Origin of the sequence: Leptogranulimonas caecicola (assembly GCF_023168405.1) — a bacterium.
Lineage (GTDB): Bacteria > Actinomycetota > Coriobacteriia > Coriobacteriales > Atopobiaceae > Leptogranulimonas > Leptogranulimonas caecicola.
In genome coordinates this window covers 893,490-906,374 of the sequence record NZ_AP025285.1, presented here as the reverse complement: position 1 = coordinate 906,374, position 12,885 = coordinate 893,490, and the positions used below count along the sequence as shown (strand labels likewise).

Sequence of the window (12,885 nt, the reverse complement as noted above, 5' to 3'; positions counted from 1 at the left end):
GTCCTCCTTTCTTTTGAAACACACGCAAAAATGGCGTCCCCCATCCGAGAGACGCCATTTCAGTGTAGCTACTCCGCCACTACGCCATTGACCAAGGTCTGTTTGCCATCAACAAAAACATCGGAAGCGGCGCCGGTGAGACGCATTCCCAAGAACGCCGAGTTCTTGGATTTGGAGTCGAAGTAATCCTGAGTCACAGCGACCTCAGCGCAGGGATCGACGATGGTGAAGGTGGCCTCGCCGCCTACTTCGACTTTCACTGGATCCAGACGAAGGATCTCGCGGGGCTTCACCGCGCAGGCCTCAACCAGACGGCTCCAGGGAAGAAGGCCGCGGTTCACAAGATTGGATACCAGCAGAGGCACAGTGGTCTCAAGGCCGATGGTGCCAAAGTAGGCGATCTCAAACTCACAGTCCTTCTCGTGGGCTGCATGGGGAGCATGGTCGGACACCACACAATCGATGGAGCCATCGATGAGACCGTCGATGAGGGCCTCCACGTCGTTGCGGGTACGCAGAGGAGGGTTCACCTTGAGGTTGGTGTTGTAAGAGTCGGTGATGTTTTCCTCGGTGAGGAAGAGATGATGAGGGGTGACCTCGCAGGTCACAGGCAGGCCGTCAGCCTTTGCCTGGCGCACGAGATCCAGGGAGCGCGCCGTGGAGATGTGAGCCACATGCAGCGGACACCCAGTGAGACGGCAAAGCTCGATATCGCGGATGACCTCGATCTCCTCGCCCAGCGCCGGCCAACCGAACATACCCAGGCGGGTGCTTGCACGGCCTTCGTTGATGACGCCGTTGGCAGTCAGGGACTCGTCTTCGCAGTGAGCGATGACCGGGCGGTCAAACTGGCTCACATACTCCATGCAGGTGCGCATCATGCCGGCCGATTGCACGCCATGGCCGTCGTCAGAGAAACCGCATGCGCCCTCCATGGTCATGTCGCCGATCTCTGCCAACGCTTCGCCCTCCTCGCCGTGAGTAAGCGCGCCGATGGGGTGGACACGGGCAAGACCGAACTCAATGCCACGGTCGATTTGGTAGCGCACGCTGGTGCCAGTATCGGTGATGGGGTTTGTGTTGGGCATGGTGGCCACGTCGGTATAGCCGCCATGGGTAGCAGCAGTGACGCCGGTCTGAATGTCCTCTTTGTACTCGAAGCCAGGATCGCGGAAATGTACGTGCATATCCACAAAGCCAGGCATAAGCACCTTGCCGGCACAGTCGATGGCCTCAACGCCGTCAGAAGCCTCGATCACATCGTCGAGCGCCGCGACAGTCGTGCCATCGATGAGCACGTCTTTAACGGCATCCAGGCCCACCTGGGGATCTACTACGCGTGCGCCCTTAAGCAATACCATTGTCTTCTCCTCCCAAAAGCAGGTACATGGCGGCCATGCGGGTGCACACACCGGCGTTGACCTGGTCAAGAATCACAGAGTTAGGAGCATCGGCCACCTCGGGCATGATCTCCATGCCACGGTTCATGGGGCCCGGGTGGCACACGATGGCACCAGGCTTCATGCGTGCGTGGCGAGCGGCGTCGAGGCCGTAGAGACGGTTGTACTCGCGACGACTGGGGATGGCGGCTCCGCCCATGCGCTCCAGCTGGACGCGCAGCATATAGATGACGTCCATCTCTGGCAGCACCTCGTCCAAGGAGGCGGTCTGTTCGACACCATAGTAAGAAGGATCGATCACCTGGAAGGTAGGAGGTCCTACCAGGGTGACCTCGGCGCCCATGGTTTTCAAGGCAGGCACCAGAGACCCGCAGACGCGGCTGTGGAGAAGGTCGCCCACGATAGCCACCTTGAGGCCGTCCAGATGCCCAAAATGCTCACGGATGGTATAGAGGTCCAGCATGGCCTGGGTGGGATGCTGGTGCTTACCGTCACCGGCATTGATCACCTTGGCGTCGGTATTCTCGGTAATGAGATGAGGGGTGCCTGCAAACTTGGCGCGGCAGATGAACATATCTACGTTCATGGCGTCGATAGTTTGGATGGTGTCTGCCAAACTCTCACCCTTGACTACAGAAGAAGTGGAGCCGCCCATATTGAGGGAGTCTGCAGAGAGGCGCTTCTCGGCAAGCTCGAAGGAGCTACGGGTGCGGGTAGAGGGCTCGAGGAAGAGGTTCACGATGGTGCGGCCGCGCAGAGCGGGCACCTTTTTGATGGAGCGGCTGTTGACCTCGGCGAAGGAGCGGGCGGTATCCAAGATCTGGGTGATATCGTCGGCGGTAAGCGACGTGGTATCAATAAGATTGCGAACCGAAAGCATTAGGCGACACCTCCGTTGTGCTTCTCGCACTCGGTATCCCAGATCTCGACGGCCACATGGTCATCCAGGGGCTCCAGGCACACACGCACGTCCTCGTCGCGAGAAGAAGGAACGTTTTTGCAGACATAATCGGCACGAATGGGCAGCTCGCGGTGGCCGCGGTCTACCATGACAGCCAGCTGGATGGTAGCCGGGCGGCCAAAGTCCATCAGAGCGTCCAAGGCCGAGCGCACCGTGCGGCCGGTATAGAGCACATCATCTACCAAGATGATGTCTTTACCATCAACGTTAAAAGGAATCTCGGTCTTATGAAGCACCGGGGCGATGCAGCGGGTCACGTCATCGCGATAAAAGCTGATGTCCAGCAGACCCACCTGTGGACGAGTCCCCTCGATAGCTTCGATCTCGTCGGCCAACATGCGAGCCAACGTTGCGCCGCGGCGCACGATGCCCACCAGCGCGATGGTCTCTGACCCCTCGTTGTGTTCGAGGATCTCATGGGCGATACGCGTGATGGCACGCTTCATCGTGGCTTCGTCCATGATGGTGGCCTTGGGTTCACAGTGATCCATCAGACTCCCTTCCTAAAGAAAAAACGCCTTTGCCGTTGAGCGGCACAGGCGTCTGCGAAAAGTCTCTTTAAGAGGAGCAATATGAGTTTCGCCTTGACGGTATCCCGTACCGCTTTAAAGGTCGACCTTGACTATACACCTCACCGGGCTACGTGCAACCAACAAATAAAGGGTATTTCAGATAGCTTTCTAGCAGGAAGGCGCGGGTTTCTCGGCAAAGGACTGTTTTTAGGGTTGCGTGCGCGACCAGGTCTCGGGCCCAAAGGACCACAGATATCCCGCTAAATGGCCCAGTCTCAGCGCCGATTTAGGATTCTTGCTCACCAGCGCCTTATGGACGCGCTGATTGATGAAGCCCTTGGGAGGCTGGGCGCCCTCGATGAGTTTTTGAAAGAGCGGGTCTTCATGGAGAAACTCCACCCAACCGATGCGCTCCTCAAGAGGCACGGGAGACTCGGGATCTGTGATGCGCGCGATCTCTGCCAAGATGTGTGTGGCATAAAGCCGTCCTAGCTGGCTGCGGCTCTCGGGGGTATCCAAGCCATGGTCCTCTTGATGGGCCTGAATGGCCGCAATGCGCCTATGACGCTGCAAAAACGTACCTTTGGTATAAGAAATTTGGCGCTCTTTGCGCAGATGCTTCTCAAACCGATAGGCGCTCTGCCCCACTACCACAACTTTTTGCGCGCGCTCGAAAAGCTCCAGCTCCCAGAAGAAGTCTTCCGAGAAGTGCACCCCGCTGGTCTCGAAGCGCAAGCCGCCGATAAGGGACCGCCTGAAGTATTTGGTATAGATGAAGCTCAAGGCGTTTTGACTTTCTAGAGGCAATAGGATCTTTGCCACCTCTTCTTTGCCAGTGGCGACGACCGGTTCTAGATTTTGCTCTTCAGAGAAGGCCACCTCTCCTTTATGGTTATAAAAATCTTGCACGACACCGCTCACAATGATGTCGGGGTCCTGCTCCTTGATGACCGCCGCTGCCAAAGAGAGGTAGTTGGGCTTTGGCAGGTCCTCAGCGTCTGGGAAGCATATATAGCGGCCGTGCGCTGCATCGAGGCCGCGATTGCGAGAGGCGGCAAGGCCAATGTTGGCATCGTTATGGATGACGCGGATACGGCTGTCTCCCTTGATGCCTCGCAGGGCCCTTAACATGGTGTGATCTTTAGAGGCATCATCTACCAAGATGAGCTCCCAGTTATCAAAGTCTTGCGCACGGATGGCCGCAATGGCATCTCGCACATATTCCTCTACGCCAAAGAGGCACATGATCAACGAAAACATGGGAGGCTCAGGCGTCTTAGGCGCCTCTTGACCTAACTCTTTGGGATCTGGCGACGCCTCGCGCGATGCGCGTACCTTATCAGGTTCCATGAACAACCCCCTTCATGTTCCAGGCATGCCTGCGGGCAGTATGGTAAAGGATGACCCGCCTGAAAACATTCATTGTTTCCAGGCGGGTCAGGGTTTGCAAGGCTTCATCCGAGCGCCTTGGATGAAGTGCACAAAGTCTTCTCAGAAAAGGCCGCTGCAACCTTTCCTTAAGACAGGTGGCCTAGAGCACGTGGACGTCTGCTGGGGTGAATGCGACGAATGCCTTGTCTCCCACCTCATAGACCTTGTGGGTCTTGGGGTTGAAATCGGTGATCTTGACCAGAGTGTCGCCCACTTTGACGTGGTAGTTATGGTAGTTGCCCATAAAGCGCGAAAGGATAACCTCGCAGGGGAGCACGCCTTGGTCTGCTAGTTTGGCAGCCTCGGGACGAAGCACCAATGTGCAGGTATCTCCCTCGCTCAGGTGCTCCACGTTGTCCAGAGGGACATCGTAGCCTTCGATGTTGGCAATTCCCTGTGAGCCATCAGAGGTGGTAAGAGTGCCATGGAGGAAGTTGGACTCGCCGATGAAGTCTGCAACGAACTCGTTGACTGGACGATGGTAGATAGTCTGAGGATCGCCCACCTGCTCTACCACGCCGCGCTTCATGACGATGATGTTGTCGGACAGCGCCATGGCCTCAGACTGGTCATGGGTGACATAGATGGCTGTGATGCCCGCCTCTTGCTGGATGCGGCGAATCTCATTGCGCATATCCACGCGCAGCTTGGCGTCCAGGTTAGACAAGGGCTCGTCAAAGAGCAGCACGCCGGGTTCCAGCACTAAAGCTCGAGCCAGAGCCACGCGCTGCTGCTGGCCGCCTGAAAGCTGGTTGGTCATGCGCTCTTCCATGCCCTGAAGGCCCACGAGCCCCAAGATATTCTTGACCTTCTCACGAATCTCCTCCTTGGGCACCTTGCGAAGCTTCAGACCGTAGGCCACATTGTCAAAGATGTTGTAGTGCGGCAGCAACGCGTAGCTTTGGAATACCATGGCCGTGTCGCGTTTGTTGGGCGTAAGCTCGTTGATGGGCTCGTCACCCAGGTAGATCTCGCCCTCATCAGGAGATTCGAAACCGGCAATCATGCGCAGGATAGTGGTCTTGCCGCAACCAGAGGGGCCCAATAGCGTCACGAACTCCCCAGGAGCGATATCCAGGCTCACATCGTGGACGGCATAGAAATCCTTGCCGGACTTAGGATCCTGATAGATCTTGGAAATGTGATCTAGGCGAACGCCTTTCTTCTCTTTAGCCATGATTAAAGCTCCTCGACTTGGCGGCTGTCTTCTACGTAGTCATGCTCGATCTGAGCAGGCAGGTCATCATCAAAGTCCTGATTCTTGCGGCTGGTGCCAAAATGCCTGATAGCAAAGTTCATCAACAACACCGAGCCGTAGGTGATCACGATGAGGATGGTGGCATAGGCGCAGGCAATGCCATAGGCGCCCTTCTCGGCAAACTCGTTGATCTGCACGGTGATGAGCAGCACCGAGGGGGTGACCAGCAAAATGATGGCGGAGATGGCGGTGATGGAGCGCACGAAGGCCGTCACCAAACCCGAGAGGAACGACTCACGGATAAGCGGCAGGGTCACCGTGCGAAAGACAGTGAATGAGTCTGCTCCCATGTCATAGGCGGACTCCTCGATGGATTTATCGATTTGCCTGAGCGCAGAAATACCTGAACGCGTGCCTGTGGGCAGCGAACGCACGATAAAGACGATCACCAAGATGGCCGCCGTGCCATAGAGCCCCTGCAGAATGCCAGTGCCAAAAAGGCCGCCCGCAAAGCCACGGATGTAACCTACGCCCAATACCGTGCCAGGCACTGCCATAGCGAGCATAGAGACTGCCTCGATGAAGCCTCGACTCCTGAAGTTACGTTTGACCACCAGGTAAGAGATGATCATGGACAAGATTGCGGTGATGGGGGCCGCGATGAGTGAAAGCACGAAGGAGTCGGTAAAGGCTTCAAGGCCGTGATAATGCGTGAAGAGCTGCTGGAACCACTTGGTGGTGAGGGTGAAGTCATAACCCCAGGTGTTAAAGAGGGCGCCAAAAGGCACGCAGAGGTACATGGCCACCACAAAGATCGCCAAGATGGAGCAAAGGATCGAAAGCGGACGAGTCACCGAAGTATCGGTGATAAGCATACGCGCACGGCTGGCTTTGCCAGACAACGTTGCAGTGGACTTAGCCTCAAGCACGTACTTTTGCACCGCAAACATGATCAAGGTGATGCAGAGAAGCACCACGGCCATGGCCGCTGCTCCTTGTTTGTCGTAGGCGCCGGTGATCTGAAGGTAGATGGTGGTAGCCAACGTGTCGTAGGAACCGCCGATGATCATGGGGTTCGCAAAGTCTGCGATAGACTCGATGAAGGTTACCAAGAAGGCATTTCCCAAGCCTGGCAGGATGAGGGGCATGGTGACCGAAGTAAAGACCTTCCACCGAGAAGCGCCCATATCGCGAGCCGCCTCTTCTAGGGAGGGGTCGATATTCATGAGCAGACCCTTGAGCATCATGTAACACACAGGGAAGAAGGTGAGCGTCTGCACGGTAAAGATGCCCCAGAAGCCATAGACGCTGTTGTCATAGATGCCCAAAAGATAGCGGGTGATAATGCCCGACTTGCCAAAGAGCATGATGATGGAAAGCGACAGCACAAAGGGAGGGCTTACCACAGGCAGCATGGAGACGAGACTAAAGAGCCCTCGCATAACGCGGGTCTTGAGCTGCACATAGACCTCGACATAGGCAAAAAGCAGGCCAACCAGCGCGCTGCTAATGCCCACCAAAAAGCCTACCGAAAGCGTATTGGTGATGGCCGTGGTAAAGGAGGGCATCTGGAAGATGCGATCGAACACTGCCAAGGTGAACCCTTCTTCTGAGATAAAGGAGTCCACCATAAGGATGGCGAGAGGATAGAGAATAAACAGGGTGAGAAATGCGATAAGCACCACGATGGTGGTCATGAGGATGGGATCGCCATGAAGCTTCTTGCGATCCAGCGCTGAGCCTTGGTCCTTTGCCATAGAACCCTACCTAAAGATTAAAACACGTTGACTACCTTAATATTTTGAACCTCACGACACCGGGAGGACCACCAATGCGGCCCTCCCGGTCTCAGGATCAATCCTTAGAAGTCACCGCGGATTGACAGGTGAACAGATAAAACGAATGAGTGTCTCTCGGTTTACTCGGTCTGGAAGCGGTCGTCGCCGCCACCTAGAGCATTCATGACCTCTTCCACGTACTGCTTGGTGTTGTTCTTGGCGTCCTCGAAGTCGTACTCCATGACGTTGTCGGGATCCAGGCCGTACTCGGTGGCCACCTCAGGTTGCTTGGCATTGTCCAGTACCAGGAACTGATAGGCCTTGTTCTCGGCAGCGCGCTCGACGCAATCGGGGGACAGGGCGTACTCGATCCAGAGCTTGGCAGCATTGGGATGCTTGCAACCCTTGAAGATTGCGGTGGCGCCCACCTCGTAGGATGCGCCGGAGGAAGGAATGATGAGGCCGATGTTCTTGTAGCCGTTGTCCTCGATCTGCATAATGCCGTCGTGCAAAAAGCCGATGCCGATGACGCACTCGCCGGTGCCTACGTTCTTGGAAGGGCCGGAGCCAGACTTGGTGTAGACGGCGATGTTCTTGTCGAGATCCTTGAGGTACTGAATGCCCTCGTCATGACCGTACTTTTGGATGACTGTGTTGATGACCAGCTTGGCGGTGCCGGCGGTGTTGTAGTTGGACAGCCAAATGAGACCTTGATACTTGGGGTCCAACAGGTCAGGCCAGTCCTTAGGCTCATCGAGGTTCAGGCGAGCCAACTCGTCCTTGTTCACCATGAAGCCCAGGATACCCTTGTAGATGCCATACCACTGGCCATCGGCATCGCGATAGGTGTCAGAGATCAGATGAGAAGCGTTCTGGGCGTCATAGGGTTCAAGCAGACCCTCGGTCACGGCCACATTGTAGGGGTCGGTAGTGCCGCCAAACCAAACGTCGCCGGAAGGATTGCCATTCTCTTCCTCGATTTTGGCTTGGACCTCGCCAGTGGACAGGCGCTGAGACTCAACCTCAAGGCCAAAAAGCTCTTTGAAGTGATCCACGCAACCCTGCACATGCTCTTCTTCGCAGGAACCGTAAACTACCAGTGTTCCCTCTTCTTTCGCGGCATCGATGAGTTCTTGAGGGGCATTGACGGTGTTTTGGGAAGCCTCGGCCTCAGCCTCGGCGCCCTTGTCGCCACCGGAGCAGGCTGTCAAACCCAAGCCAGCCATGGCAAGTGCACTACCCTCAATGAAGCCCTTGCGAGAAACGTTCATGGTGCGTCCTTCCCTGAATCCCTTGTGGCTCACATTTGGCCGAACGCCACTGCCTGCAGCGCTCCTTTGAACCCAAAAGAATCTAGGACTTCCCACTTCTCTATAAATCTCTCCATAAGGTAAGAAGTAGGTAAGAAGTCCAGAAATCGGCCAAGTGACATTTCAGTCATATTCTCTGACTCTTGTGCAATCCGAAAAGACAAAAAAGGGCCACCGGACGCAAATTCTGTTTGAAAGGCGTCAATCGGTCTCTGAAAGGCAACCGCTACCTCTCAGTGGACAATTAGGGAAATATATGATAATTGGAGGGACACTCCATACCTAGGACTCTTAATCTGCCTGCACAGAGGCGCGGCCTTGGAGCTTGTCCAACTTGAGGGCGTCCACGCCCACGGCGCCGGCGGCCAGTGCCATCCAGTAGCGCTTGTCAGTGGACGCCTTGAGCCAAGGGTAGTCTCTGGACAGCTGTGATCTGAAAGCCTTAGCTCTTGACCGCCCCCGAGCACGCTGAGTATCGAAGACGAGCAGCAAGTTGTAGTGGGAGTTCGCGATGAGTTGGGCGCTCTTCTCGGCAGCTTGGGCGCGCCAAGCTTCAGGATCATCAAGCCCGCTTGCAGTCTTGAGCAGCGAGGCGGTGCGCAGGGAGTCTGCATAGGCGGCGATGGAGAACACCACGCGCTCGTGATCTTTATAGCGGTGCACCATGTTATCGGCTGCCATGGATTGGGACGCATTGCCAACAAGGTACTGGTAGACAAAGGTTGGCACAAAACGGATGGTGCTAGCTGTGCTTATGGTCTTCACGCAAAACTCTGCATCCTCATGGAAGGTCTTCTCAAGCACTGAGACCCCCTGTTGGCGCAGGTAGCTAGTCCTGGCGCACAAGGTGTGGATGGAGATGAGGGCATCGGCCACCACCCGCTGAGCCATTTGGCTATAGGGTACATCTTGGCCGAAGGGAAGGTCTTGAGGCAGCGGGCGAGGATGGGTTTGACCGGAACCATAGGTGACGTCCACGCGCTCGTCGATGAGGATATCTGCCGAGGTGGCCGCCAACACATCCAGAAATTCATCCAAGCCGTTGGGATCTACCCAGTCATCACCATCCACCACTCGGAAGTAGCGGCCAGACGCCTCTCGAATACCCTTGTTGATCACCGAGCCATGACCGCCGTTTTCTTTGGAGATGAGCCGGAATACCTGAGGGCGCCTATCCACAAAAGTGCGCGCGATGGCAGCGGTGGAGTCAGTAGAGCCGTCGTTTACCACCAGCACTTCCAGGCGCCCCACAAAGCGATCCTCGTTGTAGGTGGAGAGCCCGTGCTCTAGATAGGCCTCGACGTTGTAGGCAGGCACACAGATGGTAAGCAGCGGTTCCATGAGAGCTCCTAGCGGCGATAGCGGGCTTTGGAAAACAGCGAGGGGGCAGCTTTTTGCACCAGCGACGCTCCCCTACCCAGTCCCAAACCGAGCGGCACAATGCGGCAGGACAAGACCTTGGCAGCCACCTGGGTTACCGCAGAGCTGCTTTGGGCTTGAGGCAAAAGCTTGCAGGCGAGCTCGGAGGAGAATACCTGTTCAAGCCAGCGTGAACGCTCTTTGAGGCTCATGTGAGCGCGGGGATCTTGGGTTTGCATAATTGCCGAGAGAAGATAGCGTGCATACATGGCGCCTAATACTCCCCGGGACTCAGAAGTGTCCAGACCGGAGGTTTCTTGGAATGCCTGCAACAGTTCCATGCGGCGGGAAAGCGCATCCCAGTAATTGCGATGAAAGCGAGCTGTGAGGTTGCCGCTTTCGCGACGAGCATAGTGGTAGGCCGCCTGATCTATGAGCGCTGCGCTATGGATGCGCGGCAGCACGTCCATGAAGAAGAAAAAGTCCTCAGAGAGCGTGGCCTCCTCATCAAAGCGCGTCGGGCCAATGACCGAGCGCTTGATGAACTTGTTGTAGGGATAGCCAAGCAATGTGAGCTGCTCTAAGGGCAGTACCTGCCCTGCCAGCTCTTGAGCGCTCGCGAGGTAGGCTTTGGGAGGCACATAGGTAAGGCTGTAGTCCAGTTTGCCCCGGGCTGTGTAATGGTCTTCGATCACACCCTCAACAATGAGGTCTGCCGAGGTAGCATCGATAGCCTCTGCTGCCAGCTCAAGGTAGCGAGGATCTGTCACATCATCGGCATCGGGAAAGGTCACATAGGTGCCCCGAGCTTCCTCAAGGCCTCGATTTCTTGCGGCAGAGGCTCCTAGGTTGGAGGGGTTTTTGAGCACGCGCACCCGCGAGTCGCCCGCTGCGGCTTCTTGGGCTATGGCAATCGAAGCATCTGGTGATGCGTCGTCTACCAAAATGAGCTCGAAGTCGCGGAACCTTTGGGACAAGAGCGCGCTTACAGCTTCGTGGATGTGTTTCTCGGCACCATAGACCGGCATGACGAGTGAGAAAAGCGGGGTATGAGGGGTGTCCACAGAGCTATCAGCCTTGCTGGAGGGCTTTGTAGGCATCGCACACCTCCTGGGTGGGGCCTATCATGCGCTGCTGGCCCTTCTCGATCCAGCAGACGCGGTCGCAGATGCGCTCCACCAGATCGATGGAGTGGCTCACCAAAAGCACGGTGACGTTGTTGGACTCCACCAGTTCTTGAATGCGGCGCTCGCACTTTTGCTGGAAGAGGAAGTCTCCTACCGAGAGAGTCTCGTCCACGATGAGGATGTCTGGCTCGGTGATGGTAGCGATGGCGAAGGCGATGCGGGCCACCATGCCGCTAGAATAGTTCTTGAGAGGCATGTCCATGAAGTCGCGAAGCTCGGCGAAGTCGATGATCTCATCAAAATGGCTGTCGATGAACTCGCGGGTGTAGCCCAAAAGGGCGCCGTTCAAGTAGATGTTCTCGCGAGCGGTGAGCTCCATGTCAAAGCCTGCGCCCAGCTCGATGAGCGGGGCGATGGAACCTGCCACGCGCACGGTGCCTTCAGAGGCTTCCAGCACGCCCGCGATGCACTTGAGCATGGTGGATTTGCCAGAACCGTTGGTGCCCACCAGGCCGAAGGCCTCGCCCTTGTGCACCTTGAAAGAGATGTGGTTGAGCGCGCGAAACTCTTTGAAGAAGAGTTGATGATGCATGAGGGAGATGAAGTACTCCTTCAAAGAATTGAGCTGCTCGGAGGCCATGTTGAATATGACGGAAACGTCGTCTACCTCGATGCACACTGGAGCCTCTGCCACTTCTTGGGCATGGCCTTCAGGGAAGAGCGACTCTTGAAACGCAGCTTCAGTGACAGGATTCACCGCAACTCCTAGATGTAGAGAATGAACTTGTGCTCATGACGGCGGAACACCCAGTAGCCCAAGCCCAGCATGACCAGAGCCATAGCCAAGCAGATGAGGTTAGAGGTAAAGCTGGGTGTGGATTGCCAGAGCACGATGGTGCGGAAGTAATTGATGAGCTGGTACATGGGATTGAACCTCATGAGAGACTGCAGGCTCTCCGGCAGGATGTCCATGGTGTAGAAGATGGGCGTAAGGTAGGTCCAGGCGGTAAGCACGACACTCCAAAGATGGACCACATCGCGGAAGAACACCGCCAGAGTGGAGAGCAGAAGGGCCAGGCCACAGCAGAACACCACCAGGTAGATCAAGAACGGCACGATAAAGATGATGTTCCAGGTGATGCCGATGCCGCTCCAAAGCATGACCAACACCACTGCCACCAGTGAGAGCGCGAAGTTTACCAGGGCAAAGAGCACCTTTTGCACCGGAAAGACAATACGGTTGATCTTGACCTTTTTAAGCAACGGGGCGGCGTTGATGATAGACATCATGCCATCGTTAGTGGCCGTGCTCATAAGGCCGAAGGTGATGTTTCCCAATATGAGGTAGAGAGGATACTCATTGGCCGGCATGTTGGCGCCGCGCATGAAATGGGTGAAGACCACGGCCATGACGATCATCATGAGCAGCGGGTTGAGCACCGACCACGCCACGCCCAACACGCTCCTGCGGTATTTGAGCTTGAAGTCTTTGCGCACCAGCTCTTGCAGGATTGCAGCATCACGCTTGACGCCGGTGTTCCAGGTTTTGACGGATCCCTGAGCAACCAGCTCTCCTGAAGAAACAGGCGCCACCTGCTGAACAGACTCTTGGATGGACGACGGATCTTTATGTGATGAAGCCACGAGACCTCCGGTTGGCACTATGCACCTATGACGCTCAGAGCCAACGCCTTTGACCTCAGCATCCGAGCATCCAATCACTCTAGCATAGGATAGCCAAGGCCACGAAACCCCCAGAGGCCTAAGGGCTCTTGTTTGCCCAGCTAGAGTACCCTATTTGCAGTAAAA

Annotated in this window: 11 protein-coding genes; all 11 read right to left on the bottom strand. The window is 56.1% G+C overall.

Annotated features, from left to right (window positions below; genetic code table 11):
- Nucleotides 1–68: 68 nt before the first annotated feature.
- On the bottom strand, nucleotides 69–1,361 hold the full coding sequence (locus OR601_RS03960; RefSeq protein ID WP_265592280.1) for a dihydroorotase: 1,293 nt from the start codon (nucleotides 1,359–1,361) through the stop codon (nucleotides 69–71).
- Complete coding sequence (locus OR601_RS03955) at nucleotides 1,348–2,280, bottom strand: aspartate carbamoyltransferase catalytic subunit (RefSeq protein WP_136012819.1); 933 nt, start codon at nucleotides 2,278–2,280, stop codon at nucleotides 1,348–1,350. The genes OR601_RS03960 and OR601_RS03955 overlap by 14 nt, the downstream gene beginning before the upstream one ends.
- Nucleotides 2,280–2,852 (bottom strand): bifunctional pyr operon transcriptional regulator/uracil phosphoribosyltransferase PyrR, encoded by a 573-nt coding sequence (gene pyrR / locus OR601_RS03950; RefSeq protein ID WP_136012820.1) that lies wholly within the window; start codon nucleotides 2,850–2,852, stop codon nucleotides 2,280–2,282. The genes OR601_RS03955 and pyrR overlap by 1 nt, the downstream gene beginning before the upstream one ends.
- A gap of 228 nt (nucleotides 2,853–3,080) precedes the next feature.
- Nucleotides 3,081–4,223 carry a glycosyltransferase family 2 protein gene (locus tag OR601_RS03945; protein WP_136012821.1) on the bottom strand — a complete coding sequence of 381 codons (1,143 nt, stop codon included), beginning with the start codon at nucleotides 4,221–4,223 and terminating at the stop codon, nucleotides 3,081–3,083.
- A 181-nt stretch (nucleotides 4,224–4,404) separates the two neighbouring features.
- The gene (locus OR601_RS03940) at nucleotides 4,405–5,481 is read right to left on the bottom strand and encodes an ABC transporter ATP-binding protein (protein WP_265592279.1); all 1,077 of its coding nucleotides are present in this window, start codon (nucleotides 5,479–5,481) and stop codon (nucleotides 4,405–4,407) included.
- A 2-nt stretch (nucleotides 5,482–5,483) separates the two neighbouring features.
- Nucleotides 5,484–7,259, bottom strand: a complete 1,776-nt coding sequence (locus OR601_RS03935) for an ABC transporter permease (RefSeq protein WP_136012823.1) — start codon at nucleotides 7,257–7,259, stop codon at nucleotides 5,484–5,486.
- Nucleotides 7,260–7,420: 161 nt separating this feature from the next.
- Complete coding sequence (locus OR601_RS03930) at nucleotides 7,421–8,551, bottom strand: ABC transporter substrate-binding protein (protein WP_136012824.1); 1,131 nt, start codon at nucleotides 8,549–8,551, stop codon at nucleotides 7,421–7,423.
- Nucleotides 8,552–8,881: 330 nt separating this feature from the next.
- A complete protein-coding gene (locus OR601_RS03925; RefSeq protein WP_265592278.1) occupies nucleotides 8,882–9,931 on the bottom strand; it encodes a glycosyltransferase family 2 protein in 1,050 nt (349 codons plus the stop codon).
- A gap of 8 nt (nucleotides 9,932–9,939) precedes the next feature.
- A complete protein-coding gene (locus OR601_RS03920) occupies nucleotides 9,940–11,049 on the bottom strand; it encodes a glycosyltransferase family 2 protein (RefSeq protein WP_265592277.1) in 1,110 nt (369 codons plus the stop codon).
- On the bottom strand, nucleotides 11,021–11,833 hold the full coding sequence (locus tag OR601_RS03915) for an ABC transporter ATP-binding protein (protein ID WP_323373088.1): 813 nt from the start codon (nucleotides 11,831–11,833) through the stop codon (nucleotides 11,021–11,023). The genes OR601_RS03920 and OR601_RS03915 overlap by 29 nt, the downstream gene beginning before the upstream one ends.
- Before the next feature lie 8 nt (nucleotides 11,834–11,841).
- Nucleotides 11,842–12,720, bottom strand: a complete 879-nt coding sequence (locus tag OR601_RS03910; RefSeq protein WP_265592276.1) for an ABC transporter permease — start codon at nucleotides 12,718–12,720, stop codon at nucleotides 11,842–11,844.
- Nucleotides 12,721–12,885: the final 165 nt, after the last annotated feature.